Here is a 22,341-nt window from a genome sequence, read left to right as displayed (position 1 = left end):
CTATTGTGTCTTTTTCAGATTTGTCATGAAAATGTAATATTGGGACGGATTCGCCTCCATTGTCCTACGTTTTTTGGAGGGAAGTCCTGCAACCGGGACGGTCTTCTGGCCCACATTTTTTGCCAACTAGGTACAATTGCTCCTTCCTTTTTTTTCCTTTTCACTCGTAAAAATAGTAGGTTGCTACTATTTGAAAGGCGTTAGATTTTTTCGATATAAGGGATTATTTACAAAAAGAATACAAAGTGTTTCGGAGCTTGATTCTGAGGAAGGTTTGATTATAATAGACATAAAGGATCTGTAAAGGTGGTAAACAAACATGAATCAACTTATCGATGTAGGGATTATTGGTGGAGGACCAGCAGGTATGAGTGCCGCTCTCGCACTTGGCAGAGCAAGAAAGAGAGTCGTCGTTATCGATGAAGGCCGTCCGCGCAATCGTGTTACACGTGAGTCCCATGGCTTTCTTACGAGAGACGGCATCACTCCGAGCGAGTTTCGTCGCATTGCAAGAGAGCAAATCAGCGCCTACCCTTCCGTTCACTTTGTGGAGGATACAGCGGTAACGATCACGGGGCACGATGGAAATTTTCTCATAATGACTGCACAGGGAACGACTTATCAAAGCAAAAAGCTACTGTTCGCAGTGGGAATGAAGGATCTTCCTTTACCTGTTAACGGATTAGCAGAAGTGTATGGAAAAAGTGCTTTTGTCTGCCCTTATTGCGATGGATGGGAATTACGCGACCAACCACTTGTCTTGATAGCAAACGGCGAGAAAGCATTGCACTTGGCAAAAGTGCTATCTGGTTGGACTAATCATTACACCCTCTGCACCAATGGACCAGATGAATTCACGGAAGAACAAAGAATGGAGCTGTTGCAGCATCGCATTCCTGTCTTTGACTCCCCGATCGAACGGATTGTATCTATCGATGGGATGGTGCAACACGTTGAACTTACAGATGGCAATAGCATTTCGTGCACAGGGATCTTTTTTGCCCCAAAACTCGTCGCTGCATCTGACTTGCCACAAGCATTAGGCTGCCAGGTAACGGAAGCTGGTACGATTATCGTCGACAACTTTGGGAAAACGAGCGTACCGGGTGTCTACAGTGCAGGCGATGCAGCAACTACCCAATACCAAGTGATAACTGCTGCTGCTCTAGGCTCTGCTGCTGGAATGAGCATCAACAACGAACTACTTGTAGAGGCATGGAATCGTCAAAGCTAGCTCTATCCCTCCGCGTTCTTTCTATAAAAAAGGACAATCCCTCCGACTGCAATAGACGGGTGGGATTGTCCCTCTTCTTTCTATATAGAAGCAATGCTCTTTCTTTGATTACAGCGTCTTCTGTCCTGGCTTCCAATTCGCCGGGCACAGACCGCCAGCTTGCAGGGCTTGCAATATACGAGTTGTCTCTGTCACGCTGCGGCCCACGTTCATGTCCGTTACCACTTGGTAGCGCAGAATGCCGTCTGGATCGATGATGAACAAGCCACGGTGAGCTGCACCAGTCTCTTCATCAAGAACGCCATAAGCTTGTGCCGTCTCTTTTTTAAAGTCGCTCGCGAGCGGGAAGTTTACTTCACCGATGCCGTTTTCATCTCGCGGTGTTTTGATCCATGCCCGGTGCGTATGTACGCTATCTGTGGATACACCCAATACTTCGCAATCCAACTCTTCGAACTCTTCCATGTTGTCACTAAACGAAGTTACCTCTGTCGGGCAAACGAACGTGAAGTCGAATGGCCAGAAGAACAAAATCAGCCATTTTCCTTTGTAATCAGCCAGCGACACACGTTCTTCCAGTGTCTCGAGGTTTTTGGTCGTGAGCATGTTAAAGTCAGGTGCCGGTTTTCCTACTTGAAGTTGGACAGTTTGCTGTGTTGTCATTGTTGTCATGATACATCTCTCCTTTTATATGGTAACTGATGAAATTTACTTCGCAGCCTCTTCCAATACTGCCAGTGCTTTTTTGATACGGGTCGGGTTGAAGCCCAAAATTTGCTTTTCACCAATGACTGTCAAGGGAACAGACATCACGCCTAAACGGCTCAGCTCCTGGAAGTACTCTTCTTTTTCATCGATGTTTCGCTCTTCGAAAGAAATGTTTTGTTCTGTCAAATACGATTTTAATTGCTGGCAGAAGTTGCAATGTGTGCTGGAGTATACGATTGCTTGAGCCATGTTTGTTTCTCTCCTTTTTCTTCTATTTGTACTGTGGAACAACTTTGGAGCGCTTGTTGATGTATTTGTCTACAGCCATAGCCGCAATGGCACCGTCTGCCGCAGCGACTACCGCTTGCTTCACAGGTGTTTTGCGTACCTCACCAGCTCCAAATACGCCTGGAACAGAAGACTGCATGAACTCATCTAAAATCATAAATCCTTCCTCATCGAGGGGAACTTGCCCATCCAAGAAATCGGTACCCGGCTTGCTGCCAGACAGGAAGACGAAAACCCCGTCTACGGACAGCATTTCTTCTGTTCCTTCTGCTGTGCGAATGCGCAACCCTTCGACTGACTTCTCCCCCACAATTTCTAATGGGCGGGTACGAAAATGTATTTCCGTGTTCGGCAGCCGAGGTAGTTCATCTACCCCTTGAAGATCAGCGCGCGGCACCAAAAAAGTGATTTTGTCCGTAAATTTGGTCAGCGCATGCGCTTCTTCCAATGCTTCCTCCGTATCACCGATGACCGCAACATGCTTGCCTTCATAAAAAGCTCCGTCGCATGTCGCGCAAGTGCTCACGCCTCGTCCGAGCAATTGCTCTTCTCCTGGAAGCATACGGTTACGTCCTTTGGAACCAGTCGCTACGATCACGGCCTTCGCTTGGAAAGTACCATGAGCCGTGAAAATGCTTTTTTCCTCGTCCTCTACATCTACCGCAGAAATCGTAGTCTGGATGAATTCTGCACCGAAGCCCTCCGCTTGTCTGCGCATTTTATCCAATAGTTCTTTCCCTGTCATCTCGCCTTCTACCCCTGGGTAGTTGGCGATTTTATGTGTCAGGGCAAGCGCACCAGCTCCGGGTGCCTTATCAATGACGAGCGTCTTTAGATTTCCACGAGCTGTATATATGGCAGCAGAAGCACCAGCTGGTCCTCCGCCGATGATGATGACATCATACATGAACAGCCCCCCTTTTCTTATTATCAGATTATAATTATTATCAACTAGGAACAATTATCATTGTACTTGATATAATTTTAAAGTCAATATCTTTTTATAATAATTTTAAATAAGACTGATAAGATTTATCTCACTCAGCAGCCGCATACTCGTCTGTATTATTTTACGATTCCGAATTCAACCAATTTCGTTGACGAAACAAGTAATTCAGGATAAAGTACCACTAACACTTGAACGCACAAAAGCAAAGAAGCAAGAAAGCACAAAAGTACGAAAGCGAAATATACTTTCTCACTGCTTTAGGCTGATTTAACAAGGAGTTGCCATTATGAACAAGCCATTATCTTTTTCGCAAAGTATTTGGGTGCTTGTCACCGTATTCGGAATCTTGTTTCCTGCCCTTTTTTGGGGCAAAGTTGAGCCGCATATGCCGCTCTTCCTCGCAACCATAGGAGCTGCCACTCTTCTCTTCCTGTTCGGCGTTCCGTGGAAGCAAATGGAGGAGGGCTTGATCAAAGGAATTCAAACCGCGATCGCCCCCATGCTGATTCTTTCCTTAATTGGAATTTTGATCGGGGTATGGATGATGAGTGGTACCGTTCCGATGATCCTGCACCTCGGCATTTCGCTGATCTCACCGGAGTACTTCACACTCTCCGCCCTGTTTCTGACAGTGATCGTCTCCACTGTTACAGGGAGCTCTTTTACCACGATTAGTACGGTAGGGGTCGCTATGATGGGGGTCTCGACAGCACTCGGACTTGATCCGTTGATTACAGCTGGGGCCATTATTTGTGGAGCTTGCTTTGGGGATAAAATGTCGCCGCTCTCCGACACGACCAACTTTGCAGCAGCCATTGCAGGCGTTTCCTTGTCGGAGCACGTCAAGTTCATGTCACGTACTGCTGTTCCAGCCCTTGTCATTACCGCGATTTTCTTCGGAATTCAAGGACAAAGCGCCAATGTGAATCTGGACGCCATTCAAGAAATCCAGCATGCTTTGGAACAAAACTTCTCGCTTAGCCTCTTATCGCTGCTGCCAGCATTCGTCGTCCTGTTATGCTCAGCGCTGCGAAAACCGATTTTGCCTACATTGGTCTTCGGGATTTTGAGCGGGATTGTCACAGCTGCTCTTTCCGAAGGAGTTACCTCTCCGGTCCAATGGATGACTGTCATGCAAAAAGGCTTCACCAGCAATATCGCCAATGAAGCCGTTGCATCGATTGTGGACCGCGGTGGACTGTTGTCGATGACCTGGTCCCTCGCCTTGATTTTGATTGCCTTGTCTTTAGGCGGCATCCTGCAATACAGCGGTGTGTTTCATGCACTTTTTTCCGGATTCATCAATCGAATCAAACGAGACGCTGAGATGGTCGGACTTGCCGGATCTTCTTCTATTCTCGTGAATCTGCTGACAGGAGAACAATATTTGTCTATCCTGCTCCCTGGGCAGATGTTTCGTGAAGCATTCACAGCTCGCGGAATGGCGGGCAGACGACTGTCTCGTACTCTCGAAGACTGCGGGACACTCGTCAACCCACTCATTCCATGGGGGGTAAGTGGTGCATTCTTTACCGCTACCTTGCACGTATCTACAGTGGAATACTTGCCTTATGTCATCTACCTGTGGATCTCGCCAGTTTTGACGTTTCTATTCGCCATGCGTCAGCAAAAAGCTTAGCCGGCTGCATACACGGTCGTACAGTTTTTCCCTTTGCGCTTGGAGCGGTACAGTGCCTCATCTGCTGCCCGCTTCAAGCCATCTGCCGTGTTTGCATCTTGAGGGTAGCGTGCAATGCCAACACTGACCGCAATCAAGATGCAGCAATCGTCCTGTGTTAAGGGGCGCAAGCGCAAATATTCCCGAATGGCACTCGCTTTTTCCTCCGCCATCTCCATCGACGCCCCCGGGCAGAGCAGCATGAATTCATCTCCCGCATAACGATACGCCGTATCCTCTGGTCCTGCTACTTCTTTCATCGCTTCGGCAATTTGCTTAATCAATGCGTCCCCTGCATGATGACCAAAATGGTCGTTCACCGCTTTTAGGCTGTCTGAATCCAGCATGATCAAAGAGACAGACGCATTCTCTTCACTCAGCAGCTTTTCCAAATCACGATGGAAAGCACGATAATTCGCAATCCCTGTCAGCTCATCCTGAAACGACATCTGGTACATTCGCTCATACAAGCGCGCCGTTTCAATAGCACTTGCTACCTGAAAACCAATGATTTTCAGTAGTTCCTCGTGCTCTTTTTTATAGGCGAATTCCCGATAAGACTGGGCAGAAACAACGCCTTTGATCTGATTCCCCAGCATGAGTGGTACGAAAATGCATGTATTCGTATCCATTTCCGGGCTTCCCCAGCGGAACATTTCTGGCTCGCTTGGCTCATTCTTCATCGTCTTGATATGAATGGTTTCCCGTGTATCAATCACTTTGGACACCATCGCTTGTCCATAGGGAATCGTGAGCGGACCGTAATTGACCCCATTATCGATGCTGATCGGAATTTTGATCTCACTGTCGCCCTCATCATAAAAGGCAATAAAGAAAGCATCTGCACGCATCACGCGCGAGACCAGCTCAAATGCTTTCCACAAAATTTCACTTTCCTCAAACGTTTTCGCAAAAATGTGGCTGAGGTCATGTAAAATCTTCATGTGCTCGGAGATCCACATCATTTCGGTTACCTTATTTCGCAGCTCCACAATCTGCTTCAGCAGTTCTGCATGCAAGACACTGTCCTGTTCCGACAGCATACTATCTACCTCACGAGATAGCGCTTCAACCTCGCCAAGCTCGACTGCTTCTATGTTGCCAAGCCATTGGCTATAACGCTCCAACAACTGTCTTGCATACGCTTCTCTAACGTCGTGCTTCTCATGCATATTCAACCCTCCGGCTATTGGGTAGCTTTACGCTTTTTTTTCATGATATCGCTCAATAGCTGCACGGATGGCTTGCAAGACAGCTCCCTGACCAGGTGCTAAAAAACGTTCTTGGATCGCCTTCGTGATCTCCTGCATGCCATCTGCAACTGTCTTGCCTACAAGCAAGCTAACCAAAAACTCACTCGTCTTGTCCATGACAAAGGTAAAGCTGGCGTCGCAAATCACTTCGGCGTCTACATCAATGATGAGTACACAGCCTACCATGGTTGAAACCTCGTACAAGGTAGTTCCCTTGGGGATTTGGGCGAAGCCTGCTGTCAGTACCGTATTTTTGTTCATCCAGTCGTCCTCCTAGCTGCTGATCGGCAAGCATACCTCGACTGCCGTTCCGTTACCTGGCGTGCTTATTAACCGCAGCGTCCCCCGATGGTTCTCGATGATTTTGCGGCTCACCATCAATCCCAGGCCCGTCCCCGTTTCCTTCGTCGTGAAAAAAGCCTCTCCCAATCTCGCCATCTGATGGGCCGGGATCCCCACTCCGTTGTCTTCAAACCGAATGACGACTCGATCATCTTCACATCGCAGTCGAATCACAATTTCTCCATTCCCTGCGGTCGCTTCGATCCCATTTTTCAAAAAGTTAATGAAAGCTTGCTTCAACTGATTCTCATCGCAATGGATCAAAGGGACTTCCGATTCGAAAACGACCTGAATCATGACCTTTTTCAGAATCGCCTCCGTCTCCAAGAGCGTAACCACATGCGTGATCAGGTTGGACAGATCGCGGGCTTCAAACACAGCCGTATGTGGCTTCGCCAAGACCAACAGCTCTGAGACAATCATCTCAATTCGCGCCAATTCCGAGCTCATGATCGAAAAATACTCCGGCTTTCTCATGCCATCCTTTTGCATTAATTGCACAAAGCCTTTTAACGAGGTAAGCGGATTGCGTATCTCATGCGCGATCCCTGCCGCCAATTGCCCGACCAGCGCGAGTTTTTCCGAGTTTTGCAAAAATTCTTGCGCCCGTTTGCGTTCCGTAATATCCCGGATCAGAATGTACATGGAGAGCTTGTCCAACATCGTCATGGATGTTCCACACACTTCTACCTCCGTCCGACTGCCATCCAAACGGATTAGCTCGACCTCAATTGGAGAGGCTGTTTCCCCTTCTTCCAAAGTGCGGATGAGACCCTTGATCTTTGGTACATCACGGGGATGGAAAAACGACTGAAATGGATACCATAACAGCTCGTCCAAACCGGAAGCTCCAACCAGTTGCATCCCTGCTTGGTTGACGTATTGAAGCTCCCCAGCACGGAAAATGAACGCACCTTCACCGGAAATATCCAATACTCTGCACTGTTTGGAACCATAGCTGTCACCAAACGGGGCCGGGAGCCTCTGCACCATCGCATAATACCCAATTGATGTGCCTTCCTCCCCAAAAGCTCCATATGTAATATGCACGGGAATACTTGTGCCATCCTTATGACGAAAAGCGGTGAAAAAAGGTCTCGGATCACCATTCATCGCAAATTGTGTTTGAAGGCGTACCATCTCCTGTTCTTCCGAAATAGCCAGCTTCCAAAATGAGGCTCCTTCCCATTCTTCTACGGAGTAGCCAGTCAACACTTGGCAGGCAGGATTGCCTTTAAAAACTCTACCAAATTGATCGAGCAGAAAAGTGGCCTGAATCATTTGATCAAAGAAGGAACGATAGAGATGACCACTTCTCCATCCACTGTCCAATAAATTTTTCATCGTGCCCCTCCCTCCTGGGACGAGAAAACGGCTACTCCAAATTACGGAAATAGCCTACAACGTTCTCAAATCCTATTCTCACCCAATTTTACCCTATTCGTTCTGTGGTTTCCATCCCTCGGAAAATTTAATTGTGTGATTTCTCTTCCAGTACCTCTGCACTGACTCGTAGTTGCTCTGCCATTTTTTCGTCAACAACGAAGCCCAGCTTTGTGAAAGCCGCTACCAGCGCTCCCACGACAGGGGGTACCGTGGGAATGATCGTTTGAAACGAAGCTCTCCCAATTAGTTGTTCGCGCAGGATTGTACTAGAAGTTAACAATCCTCCGGCTAAAACGACTGGAACAGGCTCCTGAACCTTTTTTAAGCAAGCATCAGCCAATTCTAGCAAATCCTCTACTGCTTGCATGATCAATGTATTCGCCACCGGATCGCCTAGTGTTGCGGCTTGTTCTACGAGCTGACTCGTTTTTGCCAGCTCCATTCGCGGATTGCTTCCCCCGTAGATCAGGCTGATCAATTCATCAGGACGCTCAACGCCATAGTGGTCCATAAACAGTTGTGTCAGCACTGTCGATTCACCGCGCCCATCGTATTCGCGCAATACGGCGCTTGCCGCTTTTTTGCCCAAATCAAACCCGCTGCCCTCATCTCCTACCAGATACCCCCATCCGCCTACACGGTGCCGCGCCCCCTCTTTTGAAAAGGCACAGGCAATCGAGCCCGTACCAGCAAGGAGTACGACGCCTGGCTGCCCCCACGTCCCCGCGTAAAGGGCTGCGATGACATCGTTATTAATCAATAGCCGCTCTCCCCACTCATCGGCAAAGGCATGCTGAATTCTTTCCTTGATCTGCGGACGATCTGCACCGCCAAGCCCAATAAACAGACCGGCTACTTCCTCTTCCTTGGCACCTGCCTTTATTCTCACAGCATCCATGAGTTGGCGTAGTGTAGCTTCCACATCCCCCCAGCTTCTGGAGAGCGGGTTTGATGATTCCCCCACCACGATTGCCCCCACCTGTCCTGCCTCATTGCAGATGGCTGCTCTGGTTTTGCTTCCGCCCCCATCGATCCCGATAAACCACTTTTCCCCATTACTTGACTGCACCTGCCGTCAACCCCTCCATAAACTGCCTTGATGCCAGCAAAAACACGATGATCATCGGTAAAGCAGACAACGTGAGCCCTGCAAACAACAGGCTCCAATCCGTTTCATATTCTCCAAACAGCACCATCATGCCTACCGGGATCGTCTTGAGCGATTCCTCCTGAATGAAAATCAACGGGAAGAAAAAGTCGTTCCACGCATGGATGAAATTAATAATGACCACCGTAGCCAAGGCAGGACGAATCAGCGGCAAGAGTATGCGCCAAAACACCTGAAAATGGCTGCATCCGTCGATCCGCGCCGCTTCCTCCAGCTCAATCGGCAACGTCCGAAAGAAGCCCGTCAAAATAAAAACAGAGATCGGAATCCCACTCGCCGTATAAATCAGAATCAGCGACCACAGAGAATTCAAGAGGCCGAGATTCTTCATGAGCAAAAACAAGGGAACGATCCCCAGCTTGATCGGAATCATTAGACCAATAATGAAAAAGAAGTAGAGCCCCGCTGTCCATGTAAAAGAAAAGCGCGACAAGTAAAAGGCCGCCATCGCTGAAAAAACCGTAATGAGCAAGACTGACAGAGCACTGACGAATACACTGTTCCATAAAAAGTCGGCAAACGGCACGGCTTCCCACAGCTTTTTGTACGTATCCAGACTAAACGTCTTCGGAAGGGAGAGCGGACTCGCAAATATCTCCCTATTCGTTTTCAAGGAAGAAGAAATCATCAGTACAATCGGATATAGCGCGAGTAACGCAAATAAATACGCCAGCACATAAGATACAGCTCTCCCACCCACAGTCATCTTCACATCGCATCCTCCTTTCCACTCAGGAACACGCAATTAGTGTTGGACCTCTCGTTTCCTCATCAAATAGAGCGACAACGCCGACACAGATCCGACGATGAAAAACAGCACGACAGCCAATGCCGAACCGAGTCCAAGTGTGACATCCCCAGCTCCGCTGCTAAACGCCATACGATAAAAGTAAACAGCCAGCGTATCCGTCGAATAAAACGGCTCACCCATCGAGCCTTGCATAGCGTAGACGAGCTCGAACGCTTCAAAAGCCTGAATGAACGTAAATATCGTCATAATCGTAATGGCTGGCATGCACAGCGGCAAAATCATTTTCCACAGCATCCGCAAGCCTGTTGCCCCATCCAATCTCGCCGCCTCGATCAAATCCTCGGGGATCGACTGAAGTCCCGCCAAAAAGATTAGAATGGCAAAGCCTATGCCAAACCAAGAGTTAATCAAAATAATCGCGAGTAGCGCTGTATCCGGGTCACCGAGCCATGGTCTGGTCCATTCTTCTAGACCGATTTTTGCCAAAATGCTATTCAGCGCACCGTAATTCGGGTTTAAAATCAACTTCCATAAAAACCCAATTACAATAACAGACAACAGCCTTGGCATGAAATAAGCAATCTTGAGAAAGCCGGATCCTCGTATTTTGCGATAGATGAGAAAAGCCAGACCGAAGGCAATCCCATTTTGCACAATCATTTCGACCACAAAGTAGAAAACGTTATGCCGAAAAGCATTCCAGAACATTTCGTTGAAAGGCTCTACCGTAAACAGCGTAATGAAATTTTGCAGTCCGACAAAAACCCCGCGCTTGATGCCATTCCAGTCGTACAGGCTGTATAAGAATGCCGAGAAGATCGGGTACACGACAAACAACGTATAAATAACAAGCGCGGGCAGCGGAAACAAGTGAATCAGCCAGCGCACCTGCCCCTTTGTTCGAATGCTTTTTCGGTTTACCCTCTCGATGATGGCCCACCCCTTTTTACGAAAATCATCGCGGCCTGTTCAGAAGCCGGGAGTGAACCCAACTCAGGTCCACTCCCCCTTTCCGTCTGCTATTTTCTACTTTTTAAAGGGAGGGAACCAGGTAGCCGCCGACTTTTGAACTTCTTCTACGACCTGCTCAGGGGTGAGCTTGCCTAAATACATGCCTTGGAGGGCGTTTTCCAATGTCTGCTTCGTGGTCGGTTTTCCTTCCGCGAAGCTGACGACCATCAAATAGGGTGTGGCGCTTGATTGGGAAAGCTCTGCCATCTTGTTTACCAACGGATCGTCAGTCGATACACCTGGCACCGCGCTGATTCGTTTGAACTGATTGGCGAATAGCTCCCCAAACTTTTTCGTCGCCATGAATTCCATGAACTTCAATGCCTCTGCTTTGTGTTTGGACTTGGCGTTTACAGCATAGGAGCCATCGACCCAGGTTGTCAGGACTTGTTTTCCGTCATCGGTTGGCATCGGGAAGAAATCAAGCGGCAAATCAGGGTTCAGCTTTTTGATGCCTTCCAGTTCAAAGCTGCCATTGATGAACATTGCTGCTTTTTCCGTGGCGAACAACGTCCGCATATCATTCAATTCGAGACCCACATAATTTTCCGGGAAATAAGGGATAAGTTCTTGCATACGCTGCACGGATTGGAGGAACTCGGCGCTTTTTAAGTCACTTTCTCCTTTTAGCAGCTTGTCGAGATAGTTCGTACCGCTATAGCTAGCTGGAGCAATCACACCATGACTAAGAGAGAGGAGCCAGCCTTCCTTTGCTCCGAAAGAGATCGGGACGATTCCTTTCTCTTTCAATGTTTTGGCTGTCGCAATCAGCTCATCCCAGCTTTTCGGTGCCTGGAGGCCATTTTGCTCGAAGATTTTCTTGTTGTAGTAAAATTGCGTGGAGTTCAGGGATAGTGGGACTCCGTAGACTTTACCATCTTTACCTGTGGCGGCTGCGAGGACGTCTTTTGGGATGGTAGATATGCCTGGCACATTGTCGAGAGGCTCCAGATGTCCAGCTTCAGCCAAGGCAATCCCCGGAGCGTAGGGACGCAGCTGCAAAATATCTGGGCCACTGTCGCTTTGGAGCGCCGTGTTGAGGATGGTATTGTACTCCGTTGCTTTGAATGGTTTGAAGTCGATCTTGATATTCGGATGGTCTGCCTCAAAAGCTTTGATGATGGCTTTGTAGCCCTCCGTGTCTTCTACGCGCCAACTATGCATGGAGAGTGTTACCTGCTGTCCGCCACCTTGTCCGCCGACTGACTCTGTTTCGGTTCCTCCACTGCTACATCCTGTCACCACCATAACCGCAGTCAACACGAGAGAAGCTACATAGCGAAAACGAAATTGACTCATGCGAAACCCTCCCCTTTTTCTTCCCTTAGGTCTGCAAAAGCTGGGCCGTAACAGCATCGTGCAAAATCGGTCGTAATTGCCGAAGCTGATGATTACGGCCTAAATGAACGGCGTTAGTGAGAAAGATGACAGCAAACTGTTGCTCTGGTTCAATCCACATACTGGTTCCAGTAAAGCCTGTATGCCCGAAGCTCCTACGATGAAAGCCGCTTCCACAGCTCAAGGTGGTGGATGCTTGATTGATCTCCCAGCCATACCCTCTACTCCCCCCTGCTTGCTCTGTATGATTGCGTATCGCCAGTTCGTACCATTCGCTAGCAAGTATTCGAGGCTCTTGGTACAACCAGCTCATCGCATATCGGCACAGATCGTCAGCTGTTGAGAAAAGTCCAGCATGTCCTGCAACCCCTCCCATCGCAAATGCTTTCTCATCATGAACCTCTCCTGTGATGTAGGCGTTGGTGAGGCTACAATATTCAGTAGACGCAATATTCCGATAAATCTGTTCGTTCGGACAGAAAACAGTATGTGTCATGCCCAATGGGGTGAAGATGCGCCGGGTAACAAACTGGTCTAAACGCTCTCTTGTTACTTGCTCGATAACGAGGCCCAACCAGATCATGCCCAAATCACTGTAAACGACCTGGGTCCCAGGCTCGTGAAGCAATTGTTGCGCATACAACAGCTCTGGCAAATGGATCTCGCTATCGCGCCTTCTCTCTGCCAAATCTGCCGGCATTCCTGAGGTATGCACAAGCAGCTGTTCGATTGTGATCCGCTTTTTGTCAGCGGGACAATCGGGAAAAAATTGACCAATCTGATCATCCAGCGCTACCACTCCCTCCTGCACGAGCAAGAGGATAGCAGGTAGCGTCGCCGTCACTTTGGTGAGCGACGCCAGGTCAAACATGGTATTCGGCGTCACTGACTTGTCTTTGGCAATACTCGTCGTTCCGACATCACACGCATACCAGATACGACGATCACGCACGATTCGCAAGGCAGCTCCCGGTAGCAAACCGCTGTCCACCCATCCTTGCAAAAGCAGCTCCAGATCGTCCATGTCTTCCCTCCCTTCTCCTACGTCGAGGAGCGTTTCGTCCGACTAACAGCAAGCCTTGATTTTTCCAACAGGGGAATGACTCGCTCTTGCATCCTGCTGATCATGGTAATAAACAAAATATCGATGACGTTCAATTGAGCAATGCGCGAAGCCATGGCTCCGCTACGAATGCTTTTTTCTACCGAGCTGGTGAATAACCGAATGTTGGCTAGTTCGGCTACTGGCGAGGGACCGAATTTGGTCAGGGTAATGATAGTCGCGCCCTGCTGCTTGGCCTCCGTCAACGATTGAATAATGTCTTCGGTCTGTCCTGAATAAGATATGCCGATGACCACGTCTTTTTCCGTTAAAGTGACTGCCGATGTCAATTGTGCGTGAAAATCCGAATAAGCCTCACACCACAAGTTAATCCGCGAAAATTTTTGCCGGATATCGTCAGCAATGACCGCCGATGCACCGACACCGTAAACATCAATCTTCCTGGCTACCGACAGCACGTCGACTGCTTTCTTTACTTCTTCGTTGGACAAGACAGAGAGCGTATCCTGAATGGATTGAATATTGTTCCAGCTAACCGCTTGCATAATCGATTCAACTGAACCCTCCATCATGATCTCCTGATAGCTGCCTCTCGCCGTCTGTTTCGTCAAATCTCCTGCGACGCGCAGCTTTAGCTCCTGATACCCCTTCATATTAAGAGAACGAGCCAAACGGATGATCGTCGCCTCGGATACCCCACTATATTCCGCCAATTTTTGGACAGAGAGCTTCACGACATCTTCCGGGTGAGCCAGGATATAATCGGCGACTTTTCGCTCCGAAGGCTTTAATTGATCCAAGATTGCTTGTAGGCCGACAAGCCCTCCATTTAACATATGTGACATCACTTTCTTCCCCCAAATCTTATCTACATTTTATGTAGCATTATTTCTCTCGTCAATTGTTATCTAATAAACAATATTTCAAAATCACGAAGCTCAGCACAACGCTTCTGAATTTGTTCTCTCTTTTTCATAAATTCCCTCCTTGACTTTCTCGCGGCGTTAAGCTTTACGCTTGCATCGCTACCAGAAAGAAAAAGGAGGATTTTCCCATGAAAACGTTACTGATTAAAGACTGCATGATATTGACGATGGTTGAGGGAGAGAAGCCATTTCTCGGGGATATTTGGATCGCGGATGGTCGAATCGCCAAAATTGGACCATCTATTGAAGAGGAGGCAGACCGTGTCATACTGGCTAAAAATAGGGTTGCGATGCCTGGTCTCATCAACGCTCACAACCATGCCAGTATGTCCTTGCTGCGTGCTTTTTCCGATGACCTCAAGCTGATGGATTGGTTGGACAAAAAGATGCTCCCGGCTGAAGCCCGGATGACAAGAGAAGATGTCTACTGGGGAACGACACTCGGGATTGCAGAAATGATCGCTTCTGGCACGACCGCTTTTGCCGATATGTATGTGCATATGGATGCAGTTGCCCAAGCCGTACTTGATTCCGGGATACGCGCTTCTTTAACACGCGGAATGGTCTTTCTTGAGGATGACGGAGGTCGACGAATGGCCGAAGCCTTAAACCTCATCGACAACTGGACGGGGGCTGGCGATGGCAGAATCACGACGATGCTCGGTCCGCACGCTCCCTATACGTGCCCGCCGGAGCCTTTGCAAGGAGTCATCGAGCTTGCCCGCAAGCGCCAAATCCCTCTCCACATCCATCTGGCTGAAACGATTGAGGAAGGAGAGAAAATCCGGGCCAAGTACGATCAAACACCCACGGAGTATTTGCATGAACTGGGCATGTTTCACGATACCCACGTCTTGCTCGCGCATGCTGTTCATCTGAATGAATCCGATGTCGCGCTTCTTCGCGGGATGAGAGGCGGTGTCGCACATAATCCTGTCAGCAATTTGAAGCTCGGCTGCGGCATCGCTCCTGTCAGAGAGCTGATCGAGGCCGGGGTCACTGTCGGGATGGGAACAGACGGTGCCGGAAGTGCTACGACCCTCGATATGTTTGCTGAGATCAAAGCCGCGACTTGGATGCAAAAGCTCAAGCACGGCGATCCGACGGTACTGCCTGCCGAAGCGGCCTTGCGCATGGCTACTATCGAAAGTGCGAAGCTGCTTGCGATCGATCACGAGGTCGGAACCCTGGAAGCAGGGAAGCGAGCTGATCTCATCCTGATCGATCTGGATAAACCGCACCTGTTGCCTGTCCATGACATCCATGCCCTGCTTGCATACAGCGCGACGGGAGCCGATGTGGATACAACCATTGTGAACGGAGAAATTTTGATGCATCAGCGCCAATTCCAAACCCTTCATTGGGAGGAAATAAAGCGAGAAGCGACAGCGCGAGCCAGCCGACTCGTCGAGGGCCTGTAATTACTTTTGTACTCACAGGTTGAGTAGGCAGAAGCCAATTGCTAGACACATAAAAAACACGCTCCACATGAAATAGGGAATGAGTAGCGAGGATGCGATTTTGTGGTGGGGACGAATGGCGCGAATGAGTACCCATGTGGAATACATCACTAGAATGGTATCCAGCGCAGCCAACACGAGCAATTGATAGCCGATAAACAACACGAAAAACAGTTGATGAAAAAACCAATTGATCCCATAGAGGAGCAAAAGCTCGCGGTCTATCTGTTTTGTTCGAATCAAAATCACGAACGACCATGCTATGAGTGCGTATAATATGAGCCAGATGATGCGAAACAAGTAGATTGGCGGTGTTCCATCGGGCTTGGCGAGGGAATCATACCAGGTCCCACCGTCTGGAAAAGCGATACCACCCAGTGAATAGAGGACCACTCCCGCAAGAAATAGAAGACTATTGTGCACCAATCTCATCCAGGTAGTCACCCTTTCTTCTTCTTTCTCTTCTATATCTATGAGTGGTCCTGCTCTTTTCATGCTAGTTTCAGAGATTTATAAAAAACTTTTTGGTACGTTGCGGTAGTGGTGGGGAGGAAACAGGAGAAAACGCTCAGATTCTAGGGCCACCCGCTGGGGGATTGACTGTCCGGCTCCATGAAAAAAAGCGAAACACGCGTCCAAAGTTGTCCATTCTGGGAGCGTCTCAGAGGTGGACGCTAAGAGCTTGTTTCTCTTTTTTTCATTGCGCCTCGGGCGGTGTCCCTAAGATCTTCGCTTTTTTCTCCTGTTTCCTCTACGAGCTTTCCGTTTGATCCGATTTTTTAATGCCTTAAAAGAATGAAGAACGTAATCAGTTCCGACAGAGAAGAATATTTCCAGACGTAGCGACTTGTGGAGTCCTACCGAGCGGAGAAGGGATTTGCGGGCAAAAGAAACGCAACCGTGCCCGTACTACGAAGCGGCTACCACTTTTGCGTTTCCCCGCAAATCCCTTCGGAGCGGACAGTCCCAACCCTCAGCGGGACGGAGCACTGAGCCTAGACTGGAAATATTCTTCTCCCACCGCAGCCACATACATTAGAACTTCAAGTTGTTGCTGTCGTGCTGGGGAGGAAACAGGAGAAAACGCTCAGATTCTAGGGCCACCCGCTGGGGGATTGACTGCCCGCCTCCATGCAAAAAGCGAAACCGCGTCCAAAGTGGTCCTTTCAGGATGTATTTCAGAGGTGGACGCTTAAGGGCGTGTTTCGCTTTTTGCATTCCGTCTCGGGCGGTGTCCCTAAGATCTTCGCTTTTTTCTCCTGCTTCCTCTACGAGCTTTCTGTACTTAAACGGGTCTTAAAAACTTTAAAAGATGAAAGAACCTCATCAGTTACGCTAGAGAAGAATATTTCCAGACGTAGCGACTTGTGGAGTCCTACCCAGCGGAGAAGGGATTTGCGGGCAAAAGAAACGCAACCGTGCCCGTACGACGTAGCGGCTACCACTTTTGCGTTTCCCCGCAAATCCCTTCGGAGCGGACAGTCCCAACCCTCAGCGGGACGGAGCACTGAGCCTAGACTGGAAATATTCTTCTCCCCACCGCAGCCACATACATTAGAACTTCAAGTTGTTGCTGTCGTGCTGGGGAGGAAACAGGAGAAAACGCTCAGATTCTAGGGCCACCCGCTGGGGGATTGACTGCCCGGCTCCATGAAAAAAAGCGAAACACGCGTCCAAAGTCGTCCATTCTGGTAGCTTCTCAGAGGTGGACGCTAAGAGCTTGTTTCTCTTTTTTTCATTGCGCCTCGGGCGGTGTCCCTAAGATCTTCGCTTTTTTCTCCTGTTTCCTCTACAAGCTTTCCGTGTGATCCGATTTTTTAATGCCTTAAAAGAATGAAGAACATAATCAGTTATGACAGAGAAGAATATTTCCAGACGTAGCGACTTGTGGAGTCCTACCCAGCGGAGAAGGGATTTGCGGGCAAAAGAAACGCAACCGTGCCCGTACGACGTAGCGGCTACCACTTTTGCGTTTCCCCGCAAATCCCTTCGGAGCGGACAGTCCCAACCCTCAGCGGGACGGAGCACTGAGCCTAGACTGGAAATATTCTTCTCCCCACCGCAGCCACATACATTAGAACTTCAAGTTGTTGCTGTCGTGCTGGGGAGGAAACAGGAGAAAACGCTCAGATTCTAGGGCCACCCGCTGGGGGATTGACTGCCCGGCTCCATGAAAAAAAGCGAAACACGCGTCCAAAGTCGTCCATTCTGGTAGCTTCTCAGAGGTGGACGCTAAGAGCTTGTTTCTCTTTTTTTCATTGCGCCTCGGGCGGTGTCCCTAAGATCTTCGCTTTTTTCTCCTGTTTCCTCTACAAGCTTTCCGTGTGATCCGATTTTTTAATGCCTTAAAAGAATGAAGAACATAATCAGTTATGACAGAGAAGAATATTTCCAGACGTAGCGACTTGTGGAGTCCTACCGAGCGGAGAAGGGATTTGCGGGCAAAAGAAACGCAACCCTGCCCGTACGACGTAGCGGCTACCACTTTTGCGTTTCCCCGCAAATCCCTTCGGAGCGGACAGTCCCACCCCCCAGCGGGACGGAGCACTGAGCCTAGACTGGAAATATTCTTCTCCCCACCGCAGCCACATCCAAAAGAACTCCATAAAAAAACCGCCAATCTCATCTTCCGTAGATTAGCGGTTCTATGTATCTAGAGCGAGTTATGGCAAACGCAATGTCTCCCCTGGCTTCAATGCCTTGCCTCTGATGTCTTTCTCAGCCAGCTCGGCTACGAATGCTTCCCCATCCTGTTTGATCGGCGGGAATGTATCGTAATGAATGGGCACAACAAAATCGGCTTGTACCCACTCGGCAGCCACGAGTGCATCCTCAGGTCCCATTGTGAACACGTCTCCAATTGGCAGGAACGCCAAATCGATGTCATGACGCTCTCCGATCAGCTTCATGTCACCGAACAGTCCTGTATCCCCTGCGTGATAAATCGTTTTTCCACCCAGCTCGATCACAAAGCCTCCTGGCATTCCCATGTACACGATTTGTTTCTCATCATCCAGCACGACACCAGAGCTGTGGAACGCCTGGGTCATCTTCACTTTTCCAAATGGCAGTTTGATAGAGCCTCCCAGATTCATCGAGATGGTCTTAACTCCCTGCCAGCTCAAATAGGTAGCGAGCTCATGGGTTGCAACGATTGTCGCATCGTTTTTCTTGGCCAATTCTACTGCATCCAAAATATGATCTAGGTGTCCGTGTGTCAGAAGGATGTACTGAACCGAGAAGTCTTCCAACTTGGTTGCTGCCACTGGGCTTCCTGAAATAAATGGGTCGATCATGATCGAATGCCCTTTACTTGTTACCTGCACGGAAGAATGTCCGTGAAATCGAATGTCCAACATAGTGGTACCCCCTCTATTCGCAGCGTTTTTTCAGTCCCTTTTATGTTACCATGCCGCAGGGTGTAAAGAATAGGAAAGGCCGTCGATCACTCGACAGCCTGAGAAACAAATCCTACTTTTCTACAATCACAACTTAGCAATCGTCGCCGTCATGCTCTGTAACGGCAATAATTTTCGAGTCACGAATAATGGTGCGGCGATTACCATTGCGCTCTTCCAAAATAATGGTGGTCGATTTTACTTGTACCAGACGACCGAAAAAAATACCTTCTACAGTGGCAACCCTAACATTTTTCCCTTCGAATTTTTTTACCTGGTCTTTGAATGCCATGGTTAATCCCTCCTTCTCATGCATCCTATGAACATTTGGCATAGCCCTACTGAGCAAAAGCGGAGTCAAAGAGAAAATGTACTTGTACCCGTCCGTCATTTGTCCTCATTTTTCTCAACAACTTTGTCGACTGGTGACAAATTGACGCCATACCAGTACGTTGCTTACGAACACTGTGAGATTTTGTCGCACGATTCCAAAAGGAAAACCTTTTTCACGTACAGAAACGGTATAGCAAGAGATGAGCGGACTTACGCCAGAGGAGGGATTTCCATGGGAGAGGTTATCGAGTTGTTGGCACGGGAGAGAACATACAGTGGCAGAGATGTGGCAGGACTGTTAGGTATTGGGGCCAGCACCTTGCGCAAGTGGAGCATGCTCTTAGAACAGCACGGCTACTGGTTTTTGCGGGATAGTCAGAATCGTCGGGAGTACAGACAGGCAGATATTACGTGTCTTCAGCGGTTTTATAGCTTAACAAAGGATCAGCTCATTCCGCAAGATGAAGCTGCCCGAATGGTTGCTACGCAGAGCTCACCTGAACCCGCCCGAAAGGAAACGGCCGTTGCGGTTGCATTCCCCCCTGCCCCTGTTTCCTCACATCTGGCTTTGAACCATACCGTTGTCCTCGAAGAGCTGGATGAAAAGCTGCATGCCTTGGCTTCCCATGTCCAGCAACAAGACGCCGCCTACTTAGCACTGTTAGCGCGTGTAGAAAAGCAGGAAGCCTATATTACCAACAATCTCAAGGAACGAGATCGCCGCTTGACCAAGGCTATGAATGACATTATGGATGCCAAAATCGAGTTGGCAAAGATCAAGGACGCGAGTAGAAAAACTTCCTTTTGGCAAAAGCTGATTCGTCTGTACTAGTTGCGTTGTCACTAGCTAGAAAGAAAAAAGTTATCCCCTATTACACCATGGTGGAATAAGGAATAACTGGTCTTTTTACTCGTTGTCTTGAAACAACCCTTCTGGAATTTTAGCATCCCAATTTGCTGGCAATTCCAACCGAAGCGCATGGGCTACTACGGCGGCAGTGTCAATGTTTCCTACCTCTGAGAGCTCTGTACCAGGCGTGATGGAGCCACCTTTTGCCGCCCAAAAAATCGTCTGTTCTCCCGGTGAAGAACCCCCATGCCCTGTTCCTTTCCCACCGTGGTCAGTCGTAACGATAATCAGGCTATCCTCCATCAGTCCTTCCTCTTCCAGTGCCTCGAGGATATTACCTACATACTCATCTGCTTTTTGGAGCTTTTTATAAAATGCCGGTGTGAAATAGCCTTGATTGTGGCCAGCCCCGTCCACTTCATCTAAATGAACGAAAATGTTACGAGTATTTTCACCCTCTTTTTTGATATAATCGACTACTTTTTTCGCAGTCTCTTCATCCGACTTGCTATTTTGCTTGTAAGAACCTGCCGAATCTTCAATGATACCGATATTGATTGGGCCCCATGTAGCGAAGGAAGCTTGCTGGAGTTTAGGACGCTCTTGTTTCAGCAGCTTCAAATAGGAAGGATACTCGTTTTTCTCCGGATAAGGAGTAGCCGCTACGCTATCGTTAGTCAATTGATGCTTGTCAGGAGTGACGCCGTGCAGGATAGATCCCCAGTTTTGCGCACTGATCGTGGGCAGCTCTGCTTTCGCTTCAAATGTTCCAGCACCTTCTTCGATCAGTTTCAAGATATTCGTCGCCTTTGCTTCCGGATCTTTGACTGCATTCCCTGCACCATCGATGCCGATAACCACGACACGTCTGTAAAGGAAATCGTTCTCATAAGGAGCCAGCTTTTCTTTCATCATCTCCACATCTGCTTTGTCCACTTTCTTGTCATTGTTAATATCCGCATGTTGCGCTTTTTCCCAACGCCGATCACCGAAGCGGCTTTTCTGGTTGTCCATGATGACGTTCAAATCTTCCTCGGTTAGGAGACCGTCTCCCGATACGTCAATCGAATTCGTAACGATTACTTCCGCTTTCGCTGTTTTGCCTCCATCGACAGTTTTCACTGTGATTTTTGCTTTACCCGGCTTGCCTGCTACAACAGTTGGGCGTCCATTGATCATTTCGACCTTCGCGACCTCTTTGTTGTTGGAACTCCATTTGACATCCTGAACGGACGCTTCTTTCGGAGAGATCACAACTGTAACAGGCATCGTTGCTCCAGCCTTCAATTTGAGCTCCTTCTGATCCAATGAAAGGCTCTTCACTGGAATCTTCGGAGCACTTGCGTAACTATCAGCTACTTCTTTATCTGTAACGGTGCGACTCAGAATCTGCAACTGGTCCAACTGCACGTCATAGCGACTTCCAAAATGGTTTCCAGCGCCATCTACTCCAATCTTGGTAGTGAAGCTAGTGTCGATTGTTCCCTTGGATTGGCTGATATCGATTGTTTTTGCTACTTTACCGTCGACGTAGATCGTTGCCAGTTCATCCCGATCATGAGAAACGACGACATAGTGCCATGCATTATCTGCAATGTTTGGAATCGATGCATCGAGACGGGAGCTATCGGATGTACGCCAATTCCACTTTAACGTAGATCCTTGCAATCCGATGAACCACCCCACGTTACCACCGCTTGACCAGTTTTTATTGGAGATAATGCCAGGATCAGCATCAACGCCAGGAGATTTCACCCAGAAGGCAATAGTGAAATCTTGTGTTTCCCCAAACTTCATCTCGTCATTTTCACCTAAATCTATCCAGGTTGCATTATCTTTTGAGGTAGACTGGAAATGAATGGATTTCCCCAATCCTGCACGTCCTTCCACGAACGTTGGTGTTCCGGACACTTGCACAGGATGGTGAGATTCTGAGCTATCCTCTATGCTATTTTCAAACAGGAAACGATGGAGTTGCTTTTCAGATGAGAGTTCTTTCGCCTCCTTTGCTGCGGCATAAACTGACGAATTCAGAAATGGAGCTTGTACGATGACTCCACCGGTAACGAGAGTTGTAGCTGTTAAAAGCGCAGCAATTCCTTTTGGGTTCAGGATTTTTTTCATGGTGTCTCTCCTCCTCGGATCTCAATTCATTTTCTTTTCATCGTCTTGATTTGCTTCCTCACTTGTTTACGTAAAGATCAA

General features: G+C 48.5%; 20 protein-coding genes. 4 read left to right on the top strand and 16 right to left on the bottom strand.

Going from position 1 to position 22,341, the window contains the following annotated elements; translation table 11 throughout:
* The first annotated feature begins 319 nt into the window (after positions 1–319).
* Entirely contained in the window at positions 320–1,234 is a 915-nt protein-coding gene (locus BBR47_RS07125; protein WP_012685079.1) for an NAD(P)/FAD-dependent oxidoreductase, read from the top strand.
* A gap of 108 nt (positions 1,235–1,342) precedes the next feature.
* Here BBR47_RS07125 and BBR47_RS07120 read toward each other — a convergent pair whose 3' ends face one another.
* From BBR47_RS07120 to BBR47_RS07110, 3 genes are read right to left on the bottom strand one after another with little or no spacing between them, the layout of a single operon-like run.
* Entirely contained in the window at positions 1,343–1,897 is a 555-nt protein-coding gene (locus BBR47_RS07120) for a peroxiredoxin (RefSeq protein ID WP_041749801.1), read from the bottom strand.
* 45 nt (positions 1,898–1,942) lie between these two features.
* Positions 1,943–2,191: a glutaredoxin family protein gene (locus BBR47_RS07115; RefSeq protein WP_012685077.1), complete on the bottom strand. Its 249-nt coding sequence runs from the start codon at positions 2,189–2,191 to the stop codon at positions 1,943–1,945.
* A gap of 22 nt (positions 2,192–2,213) precedes the next feature.
* The gene (locus tag BBR47_RS07110; RefSeq protein ID WP_012685076.1) at positions 2,214–3,137 is read right to left on the bottom strand and encodes an NAD(P)/FAD-dependent oxidoreductase; all 924 of its coding nucleotides are present in this window, start codon (positions 3,135–3,137) and stop codon (positions 2,214–2,216) included.
* A 328-nt stretch (positions 3,138–3,465) separates the two neighbouring features.
* Between BBR47_RS07110 and nhaC the strand changes: the two genes are divergently transcribed.
* Positions 3,466–4,818: a Na+/H+ antiporter NhaC gene (nhaC, locus tag BBR47_RS07105; RefSeq protein ID WP_012685074.1), complete on the top strand. Its 1,353-nt coding sequence runs from the start codon at positions 3,466–3,468 to the stop codon at positions 4,816–4,818.
* On the opposite strand, the gene BBR47_RS07100 is transcribed toward nhaC, so the two are convergent.
* The 9 genes from BBR47_RS07100 to BBR47_RS07060 all read right to left on the bottom strand — a co-directional run bounded on the left by BBR47_RS07100 (position 4,815) and on the right by BBR47_RS07060 (position 14,014).
* Entirely contained in the window at positions 4,815–6,029 is a 1,215-nt protein-coding gene (locus BBR47_RS07100; protein ID WP_012685073.1) for a sensor domain-containing diguanylate cyclase, read from the bottom strand. The two genes, nhaC and BBR47_RS07100, sit on opposite strands and share 4 nt — an antisense overlap.
* A 27-nt stretch (positions 6,030–6,056) precedes the next feature.
* Positions 6,057–6,371, bottom strand: a complete 315-nt coding sequence (locus BBR47_RS07095; protein ID WP_007725309.1) for a DUF3870 domain-containing protein — start codon at positions 6,369–6,371, stop codon at positions 6,057–6,059.
* Positions 6,372–6,383: 12 nt separating this feature from the next.
* Positions 6,384–7,796 carry an ATP-binding protein gene (locus BBR47_RS07090; protein ID WP_012685072.1) on the bottom strand — a complete coding sequence of 471 codons (1,413 nt, stop codon included), beginning with the start codon at positions 7,794–7,796 and terminating at the stop codon, positions 6,384–6,386.
* Between the two features lie 127 nt (positions 7,797–7,923).
* On the bottom strand, positions 7,924–8,907 hold the full coding sequence (locus tag BBR47_RS07085) for an N-acetylglucosamine kinase (RefSeq protein WP_012685071.1): 984 nt from the start codon (positions 8,905–8,907) through the stop codon (positions 7,924–7,926).
* Positions 8,894–9,718 carry a carbohydrate ABC transporter permease gene (locus tag BBR47_RS07080; protein WP_012685070.1) on the bottom strand — a complete coding sequence of 275 codons (825 nt, stop codon included), beginning with the start codon at positions 9,716–9,718 and terminating at the stop codon, positions 8,894–8,896. The genes BBR47_RS07085 and BBR47_RS07080 overlap by 14 nt, the downstream gene beginning before the upstream one ends.
* A gap of 33 nt (positions 9,719–9,751) precedes the next feature.
* A complete protein-coding gene (locus tag BBR47_RS07075) occupies positions 9,752–10,645 on the bottom strand; it encodes a carbohydrate ABC transporter permease (protein WP_012685069.1) in 894 nt (297 codons plus the stop codon).
* A gap of 138 nt (positions 10,646–10,783) precedes the next feature.
* On the bottom strand, positions 10,784–12,067 hold the full coding sequence (locus BBR47_RS07070; protein WP_012685068.1) for an ABC transporter substrate-binding protein: 1,284 nt from the start codon (positions 12,065–12,067) through the stop codon (positions 10,784–10,786).
* A 25-nt stretch (positions 12,068–12,092) separates the two neighbouring features.
* Positions 12,093–13,130, bottom strand: coding sequence for a serine hydrolase domain-containing protein (locus BBR47_RS07065; RefSeq protein WP_012685067.1), 1,038 nt, complete (start codon positions 13,128–13,130; stop codon positions 12,093–12,095).
* A gap of 17 nt (positions 13,131–13,147) precedes the next feature.
* Positions 13,148–14,014: a MurR/RpiR family transcriptional regulator gene (locus tag BBR47_RS07060; RefSeq protein ID WP_012685066.1), complete on the bottom strand. Its 867-nt coding sequence runs from the start codon at positions 14,012–14,014 to the stop codon at positions 13,148–13,150.
* Positions 14,015–14,223: 209 nt separating this feature from the next.
* Here BBR47_RS07060 and BBR47_RS07055 point away from each other — a divergent pair, with 209 nt between their 5' ends.
* A complete protein-coding gene (locus BBR47_RS07055) occupies positions 14,224–15,516 on the top strand; it encodes an amidohydrolase (protein WP_012685065.1) in 1,293 nt (430 codons plus the stop codon).
* A gap of 12 nt (positions 15,517–15,528) precedes the next feature.
* Here BBR47_RS07055 and BBR47_RS07050 read toward each other — a convergent pair whose 3' ends face one another.
* The 3 genes from BBR47_RS07050 to BBR47_RS07035 all read right to left on the bottom strand — a co-directional run bounded on the left by BBR47_RS07050 (position 15,529) and on the right by BBR47_RS07035 (position 19,245).
* Positions 15,529–15,987 carry a TspO/MBR family protein gene (locus tag BBR47_RS07050; protein ID WP_012685064.1) on the bottom strand — a complete coding sequence of 153 codons (459 nt, stop codon included), beginning with the start codon at positions 15,985–15,987 and terminating at the stop codon, positions 15,529–15,531.
* 2,231 nt (positions 15,988–18,218) lie between these two features.
* On the bottom strand, positions 18,219–18,914 hold the full coding sequence (locus BBR47_RS07040; protein ID WP_012685063.1) for a metal-dependent hydrolase: 696 nt from the start codon (positions 18,912–18,914) through the stop codon (positions 18,219–18,221).
* 133 nt (positions 18,915–19,047) lie between these two features.
* Positions 19,048–19,245: a hypothetical protein gene (locus BBR47_RS07035; protein ID WP_041749292.1), complete on the bottom strand. Its 198-nt coding sequence runs from the start codon at positions 19,243–19,245 to the stop codon at positions 19,048–19,050.
* 273 nt (positions 19,246–19,518) lie between these two features.
* On the opposite strand from BBR47_RS07035, the gene BBR47_RS07030 reads away from it, so the two are divergent.
* On the top strand, positions 19,519–20,118 hold the full coding sequence (locus BBR47_RS07030; RefSeq protein WP_012685061.1) for a hypothetical protein: 600 nt from the start codon (positions 19,519–19,521) through the stop codon (positions 20,116–20,118).
* Between the two features lie 75 nt (positions 20,119–20,193).
* Here the strand turns inward: BBR47_RS07030 and BBR47_RS07025 are convergent, their stop codons facing one another.
* Positions 20,194–22,260 carry an alkaline phosphatase family protein gene (locus BBR47_RS07025; protein WP_012685060.1) on the bottom strand — a complete coding sequence of 689 codons (2,067 nt, stop codon included), beginning with the start codon at positions 22,258–22,260 and terminating at the stop codon, positions 20,194–20,196.
* Between the last annotated feature and the right edge of the window lie 81 nt (positions 22,261–22,341).

It is taken from the genome of Brevibacillus brevis NBRC 100599 (assembly GCF_000010165.1).
GTDB classification, from domain to species: Bacteria; Bacillota; Bacilli; order Brevibacillales; family Brevibacillaceae; genus Brevibacillus; species Brevibacillus brevis_D.
Note: the sequence above shows the minus strand (reverse complement) of the source record. Positions and strands in the feature narration are given on the sequence as shown.